At 60.9% G+C, this 14,535-nt stretch carries 18 protein-coding genes; 7 read left to right on the top strand and 11 right to left on the bottom strand.

Features of this window, described 5'->3' with window-relative positions; translation table 11 throughout:
• Positions 1-94: 94 nt before the first annotated feature.
• Positions 95-1,033 (bottom strand): DMT family transporter, encoded by a 939-nt coding sequence (locus ACEN93_RS04905; protein ID WP_085667583.1) that lies wholly within the window; start codon positions 1,031-1,033, stop codon positions 95-97.
• A gap of 85 nt (positions 1,034-1,118) precedes the next feature.
• On the opposite strand from ACEN93_RS04905, the gene ACEN93_RS04900 reads away from it, so the two are divergent.
• From ACEN93_RS04900 to ACEN93_RS04890, 3 genes are all read left to right on the top strand, one after another.
• Positions 1,119-1,682 (top strand): helix-turn-helix domain-containing protein, encoded by a 564-nt coding sequence (locus tag ACEN93_RS04900; protein WP_039767012.1) that lies wholly within the window; start codon positions 1,119-1,121, stop codon positions 1,680-1,682.
• Positions 1,683-1,898: 216 nt separating this feature from the next.
• Positions 1,899-3,302: an LLM class flavin-dependent oxidoreductase gene (locus ACEN93_RS04895; protein ID WP_134333921.1), complete on the top strand. Its 1,404-nt coding sequence runs from the start codon at positions 1,899-1,901 to the stop codon at positions 3,300-3,302.
• Between the two features lie 59 nt (positions 3,303-3,361).
• Complete coding sequence (locus ACEN93_RS04890) at positions 3,362-4,777, top strand: FAD/NAD(P)-binding protein (protein WP_074688696.1); 1,416 nt, start codon at positions 3,362-3,364, stop codon at positions 4,775-4,777.
• Between the two features lie 64 nt (positions 4,778-4,841).
• Here ACEN93_RS04890 and ACEN93_RS04885 read toward each other — a convergent pair whose 3' ends face one another.
• The 5 genes from ACEN93_RS04885 to ppnN all read right to left on the bottom strand — a co-directional run bounded on the left by ACEN93_RS04885 (position 4,842) and on the right by ppnN (position 8,752).
• A complete protein-coding gene (locus ACEN93_RS04885) occupies positions 4,842-5,090 on the bottom strand; it encodes a hypothetical protein (RefSeq protein WP_039767006.1) in 249 nt (82 codons plus the stop codon).
• Between the two features lie 108 nt (positions 5,091-5,198).
• A complete protein-coding gene (locus ACEN93_RS04880) occupies positions 5,199-5,933 on the bottom strand; it encodes a substrate-binding periplasmic protein (RefSeq protein ID WP_074688694.1) in 735 nt (244 codons plus the stop codon).
• Between the two features lie 162 nt (positions 5,934-6,095).
• The gene (locus ACEN93_RS04875; protein WP_074688692.1) at positions 6,096-6,428 is read right to left on the bottom strand and encodes a hypothetical protein; all 333 of its coding nucleotides are present in this window, start codon (positions 6,426-6,428) and stop codon (positions 6,096-6,098) included.
• A gap of 152 nt (positions 6,429-6,580) precedes the next feature.
• Positions 6,581-7,318: a response regulator gene (locus tag ACEN93_RS04870; protein WP_039766999.1), complete on the bottom strand. Its 738-nt coding sequence runs from the start codon at positions 7,316-7,318 to the stop codon at positions 6,581-6,583.
• Between the two features lie 60 nt (positions 7,319-7,378).
• Complete coding sequence (ppnN, locus tag ACEN93_RS04865; protein ID WP_039766997.1) at positions 7,379-8,752, bottom strand: nucleotide 5'-monophosphate nucleosidase PpnN; 1,374 nt, start codon at positions 8,750-8,752, stop codon at positions 7,379-7,381.
• 211 nt (positions 8,753-8,963) lie between these two features.
• Between ppnN and ACEN93_RS04860 the strand changes: the two genes are divergently transcribed.
• Positions 8,964-9,485 carry a DUF3087 domain-containing protein gene (locus tag ACEN93_RS04860; RefSeq protein WP_134333922.1) on the top strand — a complete coding sequence of 174 codons (522 nt, stop codon included), beginning with the start codon at positions 8,964-8,966 and terminating at the stop codon, positions 9,483-9,485.
• Here the strand turns inward: ACEN93_RS04860 and ACEN93_RS04855 are convergent.
• Positions 9,482-9,868, bottom strand: coding sequence for a DUF2784 domain-containing protein (locus ACEN93_RS04855; RefSeq protein ID WP_039766992.1), 387 nt, complete (start codon positions 9,866-9,868; stop codon positions 9,482-9,484). The genes ACEN93_RS04860 and ACEN93_RS04855 overlap by 4 nt on opposite strands.
• Positions 9,869-10,023: 155 nt before the next feature.
• On the opposite strand from ACEN93_RS04855, the gene ACEN93_RS04850 reads away from it, so the two are divergent.
• Genes ACEN93_RS04850 through ACEN93_RS04840 form a run of 3 tightly spaced genes read left to right on the top strand, consistent with a single transcriptional unit; the run spans position 10,024 to position 11,220 of the window.
• Positions 10,024-10,722: an AzlC family ABC transporter permease gene (locus ACEN93_RS04850; protein ID WP_064597377.1), complete on the top strand. Its 699-nt coding sequence runs from the start codon at positions 10,024-10,026 to the stop codon at positions 10,720-10,722.
• Positions 10,722-11,033, top strand: coding sequence for an AzlD domain-containing protein (locus tag ACEN93_RS04845; RefSeq protein WP_166742327.1), 312 nt, complete (start codon positions 10,722-10,724; stop codon positions 11,031-11,033). Before ACEN93_RS04850 ends, ACEN93_RS04845 begins: the two co-directional genes overlap by 1 nt.
• Before the next feature lie 40 nt (positions 11,034-11,073).
• Entirely contained in the window at positions 11,074-11,220 is a 147-nt protein-coding gene (locus ACEN93_RS04840; protein WP_166742325.1) for a hypothetical protein, read from the top strand.
• Between the two features lie 44 nt (positions 11,221-11,264).
• Here ACEN93_RS04840 and ACEN93_RS04835 read toward each other — a convergent pair whose 3' ends face one another.
• The 4 genes from ACEN93_RS04835 to ACEN93_RS04820 all read right to left on the bottom strand — a co-directional run bounded on the left by ACEN93_RS04835 (position 11,265) and on the right by ACEN93_RS04820 (position 14,426).
• Positions 11,265-11,537 (bottom strand): hypothetical protein, encoded by a 273-nt coding sequence (locus tag ACEN93_RS04835; RefSeq protein WP_134333923.1) that lies wholly within the window; start codon positions 11,535-11,537, stop codon positions 11,265-11,267.
• Positions 11,538-11,804: 267 nt separating this feature from the next.
• Complete coding sequence (locus ACEN93_RS04830; protein ID WP_134333924.1) at positions 11,805-12,485, bottom strand: SOS response-associated peptidase; 681 nt, start codon at positions 12,483-12,485, stop codon at positions 11,805-11,807.
• A gap of 53 nt (positions 12,486-12,538) precedes the next feature.
• On the bottom strand, positions 12,539-13,378 hold the full coding sequence (locus ACEN93_RS04825; RefSeq protein WP_134333925.1) for an ABC transporter permease: 840 nt from the start codon (positions 13,376-13,378) through the stop codon (positions 12,539-12,541).
• A gap of 61 nt (positions 13,379-13,439) precedes the next feature.
• Positions 13,440-14,426: an aliphatic sulfonate ABC transporter substrate-binding protein gene (locus tag ACEN93_RS04820; RefSeq protein ID WP_039766977.1), complete on the bottom strand. Its 987-nt coding sequence runs from the start codon at positions 14,424-14,426 to the stop codon at positions 13,440-13,442.
• Positions 14,427-14,535: the final 109 nt, after the last annotated feature.

The raw sequence follows: 14,535 nt of genomic DNA, 5'->3' as shown, positions 1-14,535 counted from the left end.
TGCGGAAGTTTGTGAAGCATCATACGTGCCAGCTCCCGGATCGCCAAACGCGAGGATGTCTCTGAATCCTACAAAGTAGCCGTAAAAACCCCGTTTAGCCTTCGGTCTCGTGTTCCAATTCTTCCGTGACCGTTTGTGTCTCTTTGCCTTTGGTCTTCAATTCACTGACGATCACCGCCGCCACGATCAGCCCCGCACCTATCAATGCGATCGCTGGCAGACGCTCTCCTGCGATGCGCCCGACGATCCCGGCCCACACCGGCTCACCGGCGTAAATCAAGGTCGCACGGGTCGGCGAAACACTTTTCTGCGCCCAGTTCATTGCCACTTGAATCGCCGCACTCATCGCGCCCAGGCCCAGGGCAGTGCTCAGTAACAACCACGAGAAATCCGGAATCGCCTCGCCGGTCGGCACCACCATCAAGAAAGACAGGGCCGAGGTTACCGCCAGTTGCACCACCGTCACTCGGCGCACATCCACCTGCCCGGCGTAGTTACTGATGAGGATGATTTCGGCCGCAATCGCGATGGCGCTGATCAGCGTGGCGATTTCACCGGGGCTGAAATTCAGCGAAGCCCCGGACGGCCCGGAAAGCAGCATCAGCCCGGTAAACGCCAGCATGATGCCGATGCTCGGCATCAAACCCGGGCGCCGGCCCAGCACCAGCCATTGCAACAGCGGCACGAACGGCACGTACAACGCCGTGATGAACGCCGACTGGCTGCTTGGGATACTCTGCAACCCAACGGTCTGCAAGCCATAACCGAGCAGGATCGCCACGCCGATAAAGGCGCCAGCCTTGAATTCGAACAGGGTCAGTTCCCGCAGGTGTTTCCAGGAGAACAGCGCAACAATGCCAGCTGCGGCGGCAAAGCGCAGACCGACGAAAAACATCGGGCCGCTGACGGTCATCGCGTGCTGCACCAGCAGGAAGGTGCCGCCCCAAAGCATGGTGATCAACACCAGCACGCACTCGGCTTTGCTGAACCGGGAAAATCGCAGGGGAGTTTGAGGGGAGTTGGCTGACGTCATGACCTTGCGCACTTTTGAGGAGGAGACGCACAATGCGCCAAATGTTGCGCAGTATACTGCCCAACCCCAGCCAGTGAGCAATATAGTGCACAAAGATTCCGTTCAGCGGGCTTCGGTCCTGCAACACGTCAGCCAGAATGTCCGACGCCTGCGCCACGCCGCCGACATGAGCCAGACCGCCCTCGCGGAAAAGTCCGGGGTCAGCCGACGGATGCTGGTGGCCATCGAGGCCGGCGAGAAGAATGTCAGCCTGACCACCCTCGACCGTGTCGCCGAAGCCCTCGAAGTGGCCTTCAGCGATCTCATCCAGGCCCCGGACAATCGCGATCCGGGCCGTATCAACGAACTTGCCTGGGCCGGCAGCATCCCCGGCAGCAAAGCCGTTTTGCTATCCAAGGCCAATGCCACCCGCGCGGTGGAGCAGTGGGAATGGTGCCTGCAACCGGGTGAGGTCTATCCCTCGCAACCGGACGCCGAGGGCTGGAGCGAACAGATCTTTGTGTTCGAAGGCTGCCTGACGCTGATGCTCGGCGATCAACCCCAGCAGATCGCCGCCGGGGAGTTTTTCATGTTCGCCAGCAATCAGCCGCACACCTATCGCAATGACGGGGAAGTGGCCGCGCGCTTCGTGCGCAATGTGGTGATCTGACTGTTGCAGGGCCGACAGCGGATAAACAGTTTGCTCCATCCTGCGTGCAGACTGCTTTAGGTTGTTATCTCAACCTATTGATAAATAAGTTAAATATATTAAGGCATGACTCCTGCTACGGGTTCTGGATCCTCATCCGGAAACAACGGAGTCGCCTCACATGACCGTCTCAATTCACACCTTCAAACGCCTCCTGACAATCGGGAGTGCCGTCTGATGCCCCGCGAAATCCGTCTCAACGCCTTCGACATGAACTGCGTCGGCCATCAGTCGCCGGGCCTGTGGGCTCACCCTCGGGATCGCTCCTGGCAATACAAGGATCTGGAGTACTGGACCGATCTGGCGAAAATCCTCGAGCGCGGCAAGTTCGACGGTTTGTTCATTGCCGACGTGCTGGGCATCTACGACGTCTACAACGGCAATGGCGAAGCGGCGATCCGGCAGGCGGCGCAGGTGCCGGTCAATGACCCATTGCAGTTGATTCCTCCGATGGCGCTGGTCACCGAGCACCTGGGTTTCGGCCTGACCGCCTCGTTGTCCTTCGAACATCCGTATCCATTCGCCCGACGCCTGTCGACCCTCGATCACCTGACCAAGGGCCGTGCCGGCTGGAACATCGTCACCTCTTATCTGGAGAGCGGTGCGAAGAACATCGGCCAGCAAGCTCAGACCGAACATGACGCGCGCTACGACTTCGCCGAGGAATACCTGGAGGTCTGCTACAAACTGTGGGAAGGCAGTTGGGAAGAGGGCGCTATCCTGCGGGATCGCGAGCGGCGGATTTTCAGTGACCCGAGCAAGATCCACGAGATCCGCCACCACGGCAAACACTTCCAGGTGCCGGGCATTCACCTCTGCGAACCGTCGCCGCAGCGCACGCCGGTTCTCTATCAGGCGGGTGCTTCCAGCCGGGGCAAGCAGTTTGCTGCCGAGCATGCCGAATGCGTTTTTGTCGCTGCCCCGTCGAAAGTGCTGCTGAAGAAAACGGTGGCCGATATCCGCCGCCGCGCCGCCGAGGCCGGGCGCGATCCGTCGAAGATCCTGATCTTCAATCTGCAAACCGTGATCCTCGGCGAGACCGACGCCAAGGCCAAAGCCAAGTTCGAAGAATACAAATCCTGGGTCAGCTACGAAGGTGCGATGGCGCTTATTTCCGGCTGGACCGGCATCGACTTCAGCCGCTTCAAACCGGACGAACCGCTCAAACACGTACACACCAACGCGATTCAGTCGGCGGTCGAAGCGTTTTCCACAGCGGATCCGAACAAGGTCTGGACCCCCAACGAACTGGCCGATTGGGTCGGTATCGGCGGCTTCGGCCCGTTGTTCGTCGGCAGCCCGGAAACGGTGGCGGACCTGTTGCAGGAATGGGTCGACGAAACCGACGTCGACGGCTTCAACCTCGCCTACGCGCTGACCCACGAAACCTTCATCGACGCCGTGGAATTGCTGGTGCCGGAGTTGCAGAAGCGCGGTGTCTACAAGACCGAGTACGCGCCGGGAACCTTGCGCGAGAAGCTGTTTGGCGAAGGGCCGAGACTGCCGGAGATCCATCCGGGCAGCGGCTATCGAAACCTCGGCGAGCTGCATCTGCAGGAGAAAAAGGTCGCGTCTGTCTAGACGTCTTCGCGGCGTCTGAATGACACTGGCCCGAGCATATCCTCAGCTGCGAGAACGGCATGACTCAAACCGATACAACCGCCACCCGTCACGCCGACATTCTGATTGTCGGCGGCGGCCTCAGCGGTACGATGCTGGCGGTGCAATTGCTGCGTTTGCCGGGGCGCAGAACGATTCTGGTGATCGAGCCCCGGGCCGAACTGGGCCGGGGCGAAGCGTACAGCGCGGTGGAGCTGGGCCACACGCTCAACGGCAATGCGGCGCGGATGAGCGTCGATCCGGACAATGCCGATGACCTGACTCAATGGCTGACCGATCACATCGCTGGCGGTGGCTGGCCGGAGTCGGATCAGCAACATGCACCGGTCAGCGAACTGTTTCCGCCTCGGGGGCTGTTCGGCGTGTACGTCCAGCAGCGTCTGGCCGAAGCGCAGCAGGTGGGTGCGCAACAGGGTTCGACAGTCGAGCATGTACGGGCCGAAGTTGTCGATGTTCAGGCTTCCAGCGATTGCGTGCAGCTCACCTTGAGTGACGGCCAGCAACTGCGGGGCGCTTATGCGGTGTTGGCGACCGGTATGTTCCCGGCTGCCCGCACACCGCAAAAAGACTCCAGCGGCCTCAACGCGGCGGCGCTCGATCCGTGGGATGTCGGGGCCATGCGTCAGCTCGATCCGCAATCGACGGTGCTGATCATCGGCTCCGGCCTGACCATGGTCGATGCTGTGGTGTCGCTGGAGCAGGCCGGGCATCGCGGGCCGATCGAGGTGTTTTCCCGGCACGGGCTGCTGCCTCATGTTCGTCGGCAACCGCCCGCGTGGGTGGACTTCCTCGCCGAGGATCACAGCATTCGCACACCGCGCCAGCTATTGCGCGAATTGCGTCGGCATTGCCGCGACGCCATCGCCCAAGGCATCGACTGGCAGGCGCCGCTGGACACCGTGCGTGCGCACATCGGCCGGTTATGGAGTCAGGCCAGCGATGCGCAGCGCCGGCAGTTCGTACGGCATGTGCGACCGTGGTGGGAAAGTCATCACCATCGTTCACCGCCGCTGAGCGCGGAACTGGTCGAGCGTCTGCACCGGGAAGGGCGATTGCGCATTCATGCTGCGTCCTACAAGGGTCTTGAATTGGCGTCGGATGGCGGGGTGAGTATCCGTATTCGCCCTCGCGGTAAGGCTGAGACCCGCGTGGTGCAGGGCGCGGTGTTGATCAATTCCAGCGGCATCGAATACGACTGGCGCCGGGTCGCGCGACCTTTGCCACAGCAATTGTTGGCGCGCGGTCTGGTTCGCCCGGGGCCGTTGGCGCTGGGCATCGCGGCGGCGGTGGACGGTGCGGTGCTGGATGAAGAGGGTCGGGTCTCGAACCGCCTGTTCGCCATGGGCCCGCCGCTGCGTGGCATGTGGTGGGAAAGCACCGCTGTCACCGACGTGGCGTTGCAGGCCAAGGCGCTGGCCGCGCGACTGGTGCGCTGACGCCCGAATGCAAGAAACCCCGCTTCGGCGGGGTTTCCTGTTTCTGGCAGCTCAAACCGATCACTCAGTAGCGCTGATATTTGGAACCGAATTCCGGGCGGTTTTCCGCGACGTACAGTTTGGTCTGTTCGGCGTTCTGTTGCAGTTTGAGGCCTTGGTGTTCGGCGTCGTTGCTGACGGTGTCGACGTTCAGGGTGCCGGACTGGCCAACGGTCGCAGCCGCGACAACTGGAGTGCTGGCGTGTGGGGCAGCGATGGCGGAGGTGGCGCCGATCAGGGAAACGATGAAGCCGAGTGCGATGATGTCTTTCATGATGTTGCTCCAGAGAGTGGGGAGAAGATGGGGCCCACTGTAGTGCTGGAGGGTTTTGATGTGAAAACACCCTTGCGCATAGTTGTTATCGAAGGTGTTGATGCGCGATCAGCGCGGTAGGGTATTGCTCAGCCAGCGCTGGCGCAGCTGCTCCAGACGGCCATCGGCCCGCAATGTATCCAGCGCCTGCTGCCAGCGTGCGACCTGTTTCGGATCGGTTTGCGGCGAAAAGGCAATGTAGGTGTTCTGTTTCATCAGCGGGATCTGGTACTGCAAGCGTCCCGGCTCCAGGCCTTGTTCGCGGGCGAGGGCGGCTTTGGACCAGGTATCGGAGACCACGAAATCGGTACGCCCCAGGCTGAACAGTCGCATCATCTGCTCCGGGGTTTCCACGCCGTAGAGGTTGTTCAGGTCTTGCCCTTGCAGGTAGCTGTAGACCAGCCATTTGCGCGGCACGGTGATCCGGCCCAGGTGATCGGCTTCACGCAGGCTGTGCACGGGAGGCTGGAGATTGTCGCGGGCGTATAGCGCGGTTTCGACTTCGATCAGCGGCCCGACCCATTGATAGCGATCGTCGCGCTCATCGGTACGCAGCACGGTGAATACGCCGGTGTCGGGCGTGTCGCTGGCCATGCGCAGGGCGCGCAGCAGCGGGACTTGTTGCAGATGGATACGATCGCCGGTCTGGGTTGCCAGGGCCTGCACCACGTCCACACCGAATCCCGCGAGCTGATTGCCTTGCATGAAATGCAGGGGCGGGTGGTTGTCGGTGAGCAGTTGCAGGTCCGCCGCAGTGGCCGTCAGGGCCAGCATGGACAGCAGACAAGCGGCAAATCGTTTCATGGATCGTCCCTGAACAAATCAATCGCGCAGCTTAGTACGAGCAGTGATGACTGTCGTGGGGAAACAGCGGGGCTTTTGTGTCAGAGAACAAGGCTTATCGGTAGTGATCGCTGCGGGGGCAGAGCGCCCCCGGCAGGAATCGACAACGGCGGGTACAAACGATCAGTAGCGCTGGTATTTGGAACCGAACTCGGGACGGTTCTCGGCGACCAGTACGCTGCGGGCCGAACGTTCGCGCAGTTCCTGCAAGCGGTCGGCGCCACCTTCAGCGACGCGTTCACGCAGTTCCTGCAAGCGATCCGCGCCGCCTTCAGCCACGCGTTCACGCAGTTCCTGCAAGCGATCCGCGCCACCTTCGGCTACGCGATCCTTCTGCAGGTTTTCCGAGCCGTATTCTGCAACCAGCGGCTGGGAGCTGGCGGACGCCAGGTCGGTCAGGGCCAGGCCACCGAGCAGGCTGATTGCGAGTACCAGGGATTTCGAGGACTTGAACATGGTGCTTCTCCTTGCGTTTGATGATGAGTGAACCAGTGCTTTCTGGTGGGTTCATTCAAACGCGAAGGTGTATCGCTGATATGTGGTGTTACGGCCCAAAAACACCGGTTACGTATCTGCGCGGCGAATTTATACAGAGTGATACAAATCCATCAGGATTCGGCGAGCATCTCCACGGCGAAGGAGAACACATAACCCTCGTTGCGCACGGTCTTGATGTAGGTCGGCTCGCGGGAGTCGTCCAGCAGACGCTGACGCAGGCGGCTGACCAGCAAATCGATGGAGCGGTCGAACAGGTCGGCGTCGCGCCCCTGGGTCAAGTTCAGCAATTGATCGCGGCTGAGCACCCGTTGCGGATGATCGAGAAACACCCGGAGCAGGCGATACTCGGCGCCACTGAGGGCGACCATGGTGTCGTCTTCATCGAGCAGGTGGCGGGCGGTGGTGTCCAGGCGCCAGCGGCCGAACGCGAGCAGGCGTCCGGTTTCGGTGATCAGCAGATTGGGCGGCAGCATTCGCGTGCGGCGCAGCACGGCATTGATCCGCGCCAGCAGCTCGCGGGCGGCGAAGGGTTTGGTCAGGTAATCATCAGCGCCCATTTCCAGGCCGAGGATTCGGTCTGTCTGGTCGTCGCGGGCGGTGAGCATCAGGATCGGGATCGCCTTATGCTTGCCGGCACGCAACTCGCGGCACAGTACCAGCCCGTCATCGCCGGGGAGCATGATGTCGAGCACGATCAGGTCGACCGTGTTGGCTTCCAGAAAACTGCGCATCTGCCGGCCATCGGCGACCACGGTGCTGCGCAGGCCGTTCTTGGTCAGGTAATTGCCGACCAGCTCGCGGATCTCGCGGTCATCGTCGACGATCAGGATGTGGTTGATGTGATCCATGGTTCGCTCTTTTTATAAGGAGTGCCGAAGCGTTGCGCTTGGGGCACCTGTCTCTTCGGGTCAGGACACCACGCGATAGCACGGCACATACGCCGCGCCGCCCGGCAGTTTCATCCGGTGCTGGGCGACGAAGGCTTTGAGCAGCAGATCGAGCGGCTGCATGATCGCGGCGTCGCCACGGATCTGATACGGCCCGTGTTCCTCGATCAGACGAATGCCCTTGTCCTTGACGTTGCCGGCGACGATCCCGGAGAACGCGCGGCGCAGGTTGGCCGCCAGTTCGTGGGGCGGCTGATCGCGGTGCAGCTTGAGGTTGGCCATGTTCTCGTGGGTCGGATCGAACGGGCGCTGGAAGCCTTCGTCGATCTTCAGCAGCCAGTTGAAGTGGAATGCATCGGCGCGTTCGCGGCGGAACTGCTTCACGGCCTTCAGGCCCGCGGTCATCTGCCGCGCCACTTCCGCCGGGTTGTCGATGATGATTTCGTAGTGCTTTTTCGCCGCTTCGCCGAGGGTGGCGGTGACGAAGGCGTCCAGTTGTTCCAGGTATGGCGCGGCATGTTTCGGCCCGGTCAGGATCACCGGGAACGGCAGGCCGGCGTTGTCCGGGTGCATCAGGATGCCCAGCAGGTACAGGAACTCTTCGGCAGTGCCGGCGCCGCCCGGGAAGATGATGATGCCGTGGCCGACGCGGACGAAAGCTTCCAGACGTTTTTCGATGTCCGGCAGGATCACCAGCTCGTTGACGATCGGGTTCGGCGCTTCGGCGGCGATGATGCCCGGCTCGGTCAGACCGAGGTAACGGCCGCCATGAATGCGTTGCTTGGCGTGGGCGATGGTCGCGCCTTTCATCGGGCCTTTCATGACGCCGGGGCCGCAGCCGGTGCAGATGTCGAGGCTGCGCAGGCCCAGTTCGTGGCCGACTTTCTTGGTGTATTTGTATTCTTCGGTGTTGATCGAGTGGCCGCCCCAGCACACGACGATTTTCGGCTCGACGCCCGGACGCAGGGTGCGCGCGTTGCGCAGCAGGTGGAAGACGTAGTCGCTGATGCCCTGGGAGGTGCTGAGGTCGATGCTCAGGGCGTCGAGTTCGTTTTCGGTGTAGACGATGTCGCGCAGGGCGCTGAACAGCATTTCCCGGGTGCTGGCGATCATTTCGCCGTCGACGAAGGCGTCGGCCGGGGCGTTCAGCAGTTCCAGGCGCACACCGCGATCCTGCTGGTGGATGCGGATTTCGAAGTCTTTGTAGGCTTCAAGAATGGTTTTTGCGTTGTCGACATGGGCGCCAGTATTGAGGATGGCCAGGGCGCACTGGCGAAAGAGGGTGTAGGTGCTGCCGGTTCCGGCCTGGCTCAGTTGCTGAACTTCACGTTGGGAAAGGGTTTCGAGGCTGCCTTTCGGGCTGACCGAGGCATTGATTACGTGTCGTTGGGTCATGCAGTGATCCTTAAAACGATGTCATTGCCGGCACGGCCAATGGCATCTGAATAGTGTGTATCCATGAATGAAGATGGCACGATCTGCGTGGTATCGCCATGTCCCCGTTGGACTTTGAAAAGATGAAAAGGCGCTCCAGCATAGCTAAATCCGCCTCAGAGGCGATAATGCGCCGGCCTCTTTTTATTTCAAGCCATGGAAGCCTGTCGCGATGTTCGAGATTCAACCGATCGATGCCATCACTTATCGCCAGCAGACCCGGCGCAGCACGCTGATCATCGCGGTGCTGTTTCTGGTGCTGGCGATGGCGTTTTCGACGGCGGCGGTGGCGCTGTTCGGCGAGCCGGGCGGGGATAATCTGCGGTTCAATATCGGCGGGGTATTTGGCGCATTTCTGCTGACGGCGGCGTTGCTGCGCGGGCGTTTCTGGAATCAGACCTGGATGGCTCCGGCGGTGTATGGCTGGCGGCTCAAGCGCAGCCTGATGAGCGTCACCAACGTGATGCATCAGGTGACGGCGGCGGTGGAGAAGGGTGATCCGGTGGCGATGAAGGTGCTGCGTTTCTATCACCTTGGGTTGACCCAGATGCATGAACTGGACGGCAACTCCAGCGATCACGCGCAATTGCACCGGGAAGTCGAAGCGCACAAGACGCGGATGGAGGCGCTCGGTCTGGACACCGATCAGACGCGCCTCGATCCGGCCTGGCTGGAAACCTTGAAAGCGCGTTAAAACGGAATGCGCGCGGCGCGACGCAGTTTCCAGCGGCGAATCAGGCGCCCGTAGACCAGCAGGTTGACCACCAGCACTACGCTGCCCAGCACCAGTTGAATTTGCGGTGTCAGCCCGGCCGGGTAGATGATCGGCCAGACGTAATGTTCGATGAAACCACCCGCGTATTCGGTCTGCCCGGCAGCGTGGCGCATCAGGTTTTCCCAATAGGTCAGCGGACAGGTCAGGTGCAACACCTCGACCGCCACGCCCCAGGCCGCTGCTGGCAAATGCAGCCACATCAGCCGCGGCCACTTGAGCACCAGCAGTCCGCCGAACAGCACGAACAGAATGAACAGCAAATGAAACAGCACCAGCCCGTCGGCGGCTATTCGATACAGCATGTCGTCTCCCTGACGCGTGTGTGAGTGGTTGCCATGTTACGCCCGTAAACGACTGACGGAAGGAAGGATTTGCGCCAACTGCGCAAGATTGTTCAAGCCATGAAAAGGCGTTTGCTGGCAGAGTCCGGGGCCTTGTCTCACGGTTGAAGCGTGTTATGTCTGACTCATTAATGCCGCGCAGTGCCTTCCTTCACGGCGCCGCGGCGATCATGCCGTTATCCCTGGCGACCGCGCCGTGGGGGCTGCTGGCCGGCTCCATGGCGATCGAAGCCAACCTCACGCCGCTGCAAGGGCAGGGCCTGTCGAGCATCGTGTTTGCCGGCGCTGCGCAATTGGTGGCGATCGGCATGCTCAAGGGCGGCGCCGGGATTTTCTCGATTCTGCTGACCACGCTGCTGCTGACCTCGCAGCACTTGCTTTACGGCATGAGCATGCGTCAGGTGATTTCGCCGTTGCCGGGACGTTGGCGCATCGGCTTGGGCTTTTTGCTCACTGACGAGCTGTTCGCGCTGACCAGTCAGCACGATCGTCAGCAGTTCAACCGCTGGTACGCCCTGGGCGTCGGCCTGACGTTCTACATCGCCTGGAACCTTTTTACCCTGGCCGGCATCGTGCTCGGCAGCAGCATTCCGGGGCTTGAGCACCTGGGGCTGGACTTCTCGATTGCCGCCACCTTCATCGCATTGATCACCCCGGTGGTGCGCAATGTGCCGACGGTGGTCTGCGTGGCGGTGTCGCTGTTCTGCTCGGTGTTGTTCAGTTACTGGCAATGGGGTTCGGCGCTGGTGCTGTCGGGACTGGCCGGAATGACCGCCGGGTTTATCTGCAACAAGCTGTATCGGGAGCGCACATGATGGTCTGGGCAGTGATTATCGGCATGGGGATTCTGGTGTTCCTCAACCGTTACGTGTTTCTCGAACCACGTTTGCCGGTGCGTCTGAGCAGCAACGCGCGGCAATTTCTCGGTTTTGCCGTTCCGGGCATGTTGACTGCGATTTGCGGGCCGATTGTATTCATGCCAGACAAACAACTGAATCTGCAGTGGGACAACCCTTATCTGCTGAGTTCACTAGTGGCAATCGGCCTGGTGATCTACACGCGTAATACATTGCTCAGCATGCTGTTGAGCATGGCGTTCTTCTTTCTATTGCGCTGGTGGCTTTAAGTTCTACGCTTAATGGATGAATTCCATTAGCGAGGTGAACATGGCAACCGAGCAGAAACGTCCCGAAGAAGATGACGAACCGAGTGAAGAAGAGCTCGAGCGGGAGAAACACAAGGAGCAGACCTGGAAGCATGACGACAGCCGCGAGTTGTCCGACCGTGATCAGGAACGCCCGCTGAAACCCTGAACGCCACAACGAAAAGCCCCGCGATTGCGGGGCTTTTCGTTTTATCAAAGATCTTCCAGCTGCGTGAAATCGGGGTGGGAGGCCCGATAACCCAAGGTCTTGTCGATCCAGGCATTCAGCTCGTTGACCATCACCGGCGGGTGGCAGGGATAGCTTTCGAGGGTGGCGCGCAGGATGCGGTCGATATCGGGTACGTCACGCAGGTTTCGAGTCTTTATGTAGTGGCCGATAAAACAGTCGAGTTCAAAGCGTTCTGTCGTGGACAGATGAATACACTTCAGGCCTGTGACCTGTTTGATTGCAAAATCGTCGCGCAACTTGGTTCTCTGCAAGGCTTGTAAGTTTGTGGGGGATTCCTGGTTTTGCTGACTCTTTGGTCAACTGGTATGCCAAAAGGAAATGCGGCGCGCATGCTATCCGTAGTGTTTGTAAATGTATGTATGACGGTTGAAATGTCAGACAGGCGGTTAGTTCAATCAAACGACTGTTTAGGTTGAATGTTTCGCGTTTGAAACACCGCGTGTAACACGCAGGATTCGATTCGTGAATTCCTGCTTTTGATAACGCACCACGTCGACATTTATTTACGGTACGGCATCAATCAATTCCGCACCCTGATTGCGGGAGTTGCCCACCGCTTTGCCGACTTTGTGCCATTGGAACGCTTCGCTGGGCTCGGCTTCGAACAACAGCATCTGCTCGGCACGCTCTGTGGGCGTGGCGGGATCGAGCCATTCCTGAACCCGGTCAGGGCGCAGCACAATCGGGCGCCGGTCATGCACATCGAGCAAGCCGCCTTCGCTGTTGGCGGTAATGATGACGAAGCCGTCGTCTTCCCGTGAAGGTTCGCCGGGTATCGGAAACTGGCCGATGGCGGCGCAGAAAACCGGCTGGTGATCGGCCCGACGAATCAGCCAGGGCTGTCGGCTCTTGTCGGGTGCATCGACCCACTCGAACCAGTTGTCGACCGGCACGATCAGTCGATGACGCCAGATCGCTCGAAAGAACGGTCCGTGGGCGACTTTTTCCAGCCGCGCGTTGATCGGTGCAGCGCGATCCCTGGCCCAGTGCGGGCGCCAGCCCCAGCGCAGATTGTCGGCGTATAGCCGTTGTTGGTGCTGATGAAGGATCGCCAGTGACGTGGTGGGCGCGGCGTTGTAATGCGCCAGCGGGGCGTCGCCGACGTGATTGATCAGCGCATCGGGAATACTCAGCACTGCGACGAAATCGTGGATACCCCGGTATTGCGACAGTCTTCCGCACATCGGCCGACCCTCCGGCGAACAGCTGCCTGAAGGTTTGAGCTTAGTTGCACGGTTCAATCCTTGCTGCCCTGGCCGGTGAACGCGTCGCGCCAGACCAGCCAGCGACGTTCCAGCACGGCCAGCAGACCGTCGCTGAGTTTGCCCAGCAGCGCCAGGACGATGATCGCGGCCAGCACGATGTCCGGCCGCGAAGTTTCGCGACCGTCACTGAGCAGGTAACCCAGCCCCTTGGTCGCGGCGATCAGCTCGGCCGCCACCAGAAACATCCACGACAGGCTCATGCCGCTGCGCAACCCTGTGAACAGGCCGGGCAGGGCGGCGGGCAACAGTATCCGTCGCACCAGTTGCAGCGGGCTGAAGCCGTAGATGTGCCCGACCTCCACCAGTTTGCGGTCGATGTTGCGGATCGCCGCGACTACGTTGACGTACACCGGGAAGAACGCGCCGATGGCGATCAGAACGATTTTCGAGGTCTCGTCGATCCCCAGCCATAGCAGCAACAGCGGCACCCAGGCCAGGCTGGGAATCGACCGCAGTGCGGCGAACGTCGGTTCCAGATAAGCCTCGGCTTCACGGCTCAGGCCGACCCACGCGGCAAACACCAGCGCCAGGCTCGCGCCGATGGCAAACCCCAGCAGCACGCGAATCAGGCTGGCGCCGATGTGTTTCCACAGGGCGCCTTCGGCCAGGTCGGTGAGGGTCAGGGCGATCTCGCTCGGCGCCGGCATCTGGTAGGACGGCAGCCAGCCGATGCGCACGATGAATTCGAGGGCGATCACGATCAGCAGTGGCAGGGCCAGGCCTTTAAGGCGCCGACGCCAGAGCGGATTCAGCAGTGGGAGTTTTCGGTGTGGTGCCGGCACGGCGAGGCGGGCGGGCAAGTCGTTGCTCATGGATGGTTCTCCGCTCACGACAAATCCGCGACGGGCGCGGACTTGTTGTGAGCCTGATCGGTTATTGGGCGGCGGCGACTTGCTGGAAACCGGTGTCGATCAACTGATCGATGACCTGATCGACATTCACCCCACGGCGCACCAGTTCTTCGGAGACCAGAATCGGCGCGGCGGCTTTCGAGGCCAGCACGTCCCTGGCGGTCAACTGCGGGCTGCTCAGGTCGGTGCGCGACAATTGCAGTTTGGCCACGTCCAGCGGCAGACCGGATTCGCTGGCGAGCAATTTGGCCAATTCGTCGGGGTTCTTCACCGACCACTCGCGGGCCTGCTCATAGGCCTTGATCACGGTGTCGATGGTTTGCGGGTGTTGCTTGGCGTATTGCTCGGTGACGCTGACCACGCCGTAGCTGTTGAAGTCGCGATTGCGGTACAGCAGGCGCGAACCGGCCTGCACCTGACTGGCGGCCATGTGCGGATCGAGGCCGGCCCAGGCGTCGACATCGCCTTTCTCCAGCGCGGTGCGGCCGTCCGGGTGCTGCAGGTGCACCAGTTCCACGTCGTCCTTTTTCAGCCCGGCCTGTTGCAGGGTGCGCAGGGTAAACAGGTACGGATCGGTGCCTTTGGTGGCGGCGATTTTCTTGCCCTTGAGGTCGGCGACAGACTGGATCGGCGAGTCCTTGCGCACCACCAGCGCGGTCCACTCGGCGCGGCTGTAGACGTAGACCGATTTGATCGGGCTGCCATTGGCGCGACTGAGCACGGCGGCGAGGCTGGCCGACGAGGCGAAATCCACGCCGCCGCTGTTGAGGTATTCCAGCGAGCGGTTGCTGCCCTGGCTCAGCACCCAGCTGACTTTGCTCTGGGGCAAGGCTTTTTCCAGGTAGCCCAGATGTTTCAGCGCCAGGCTGACCGGCGAGTAATAGGCGTAATCCAGATGCACTTCGGCCGGCGGCGCTTCGGCAGCGTGGGCCAGAGGTTGCAGGCTCAGGGCTACAGCGCAGGCCGCGAGCAGCGTTTTGACGCGGGAAAACGGTAAGAAGGGTTTCATGGGCACGCTCCGGCAAGGCAACAGATTCTTATGTCCAAAAAGATATTTTTATCGAATGCTTCCTGCATGAATGGAATATTGCAGGCTCTGTGCCATGTACGTTTTGTCC

Source organism: Pseudomonas sp. Pseusp21 (assembly GCF_059492145.1).
The sequence above is the reverse complement of the archived record's forward strand: the minus strand, read 5'-3'. Positions and strand labels throughout refer to the sequence as shown.

Excerpts from the sequence above, each read along its gene's own strand:
- ACEN93_RS04905 (WP_085667583.1), bottom strand. The coding sequence starts at position 1,033 with ATGACGTCAGCCAACTCCCCTCAAACTCCCCTGCGATTTTCCCGGTTC.
- ACEN93_RS04895 (WP_134333921.1), top strand. The coding sequence starts at position 1,899 with ATGCCCCGCGAAATCCGTCTCAACGCCTTCGACATGAACTGCGTCGGC.
- ACEN93_RS04890 (WP_074688696.1), top strand. The coding sequence starts at position 3,362 with ATGACTCAAACCGATACAACCGCCACCCGTCACGCCGACATTCTGATT.
- ACEN93_RS04885 (WP_039767006.1), bottom strand. The coding sequence starts at position 5,090 with ATGAAAGACATCATCGCACTCGGCTTCATCGTTTCCCTGATCGGCGCC.
- ACEN93_RS04880 (WP_074688694.1), bottom strand. The coding sequence starts at position 5,933 with ATGAAACGATTTGCCGCTTGTCTGCTGTCCATGCTGGCCCTGACGGCC.
- ACEN93_RS04875 (WP_074688692.1), bottom strand. The coding sequence starts at position 6,428 with ATGTTCAAGTCCTCGAAATCCCTGGTACTCGCAATCAGCCTGCTCGGT.
- ACEN93_RS04870 (WP_039766999.1), bottom strand. The coding sequence starts at position 7,318 with ATGGATCACATCAACCACATCCTGATCGTCGACGATGACCGCGAGATC.
- ppnN (WP_039766997.1), bottom strand. The coding sequence starts at position 8,752 with ATGACCCAACGACACGTAATCAATGCCTCGGTCAGCCCGAAAGGCAGC.
- ACEN93_RS04860 (WP_134333922.1), top strand. The coding sequence starts at position 8,964 with ATGTTCGAGATTCAACCGATCGATGCCATCACTTATCGCCAGCAGACC.
- ACEN93_RS04855 (WP_039766992.1), bottom strand. The coding sequence starts at position 9,868 with ATGCTGTATCGAATAGCCGCCGACGGGCTGGTGCTGTTTCATTTGCTG.
- ACEN93_RS04850 (WP_064597377.1), top strand. The coding sequence starts at position 10,024 with ATGTCTGACTCATTAATGCCGCGCAGTGCCTTCCTTCACGGCGCCGCG.
- ACEN93_RS04845 (WP_166742327.1), top strand. The coding sequence starts at position 10,722 with ATGGTCTGGGCAGTGATTATCGGCATGGGGATTCTGGTGTTCCTCAAC.
- ACEN93_RS04840 (WP_166742325.1), top strand. The coding sequence starts at position 11,074 with ATGGCAACCGAGCAGAAACGTCCCGAAGAAGATGACGAACCGAGTGAA.
- ACEN93_RS04830 (WP_134333924.1), bottom strand. The coding sequence starts at position 12,485 with ATGTGCGGAAGACTGTCGCAATACCGGGGTATCCACGATTTCGTCGCA.
- ACEN93_RS04825 (WP_134333925.1), bottom strand. The coding sequence starts at position 13,378 with ATGAGCAACGACTTGCCCGCCCGCCTCGCCGTGCCGGCACCACACCGA.
- ACEN93_RS04820 (WP_039766977.1), bottom strand. The coding sequence starts at position 14,426 with ATGAAACCCTTCTTACCGTTTTCCCGCGTCAAAACGCTGCTCGCGGCC.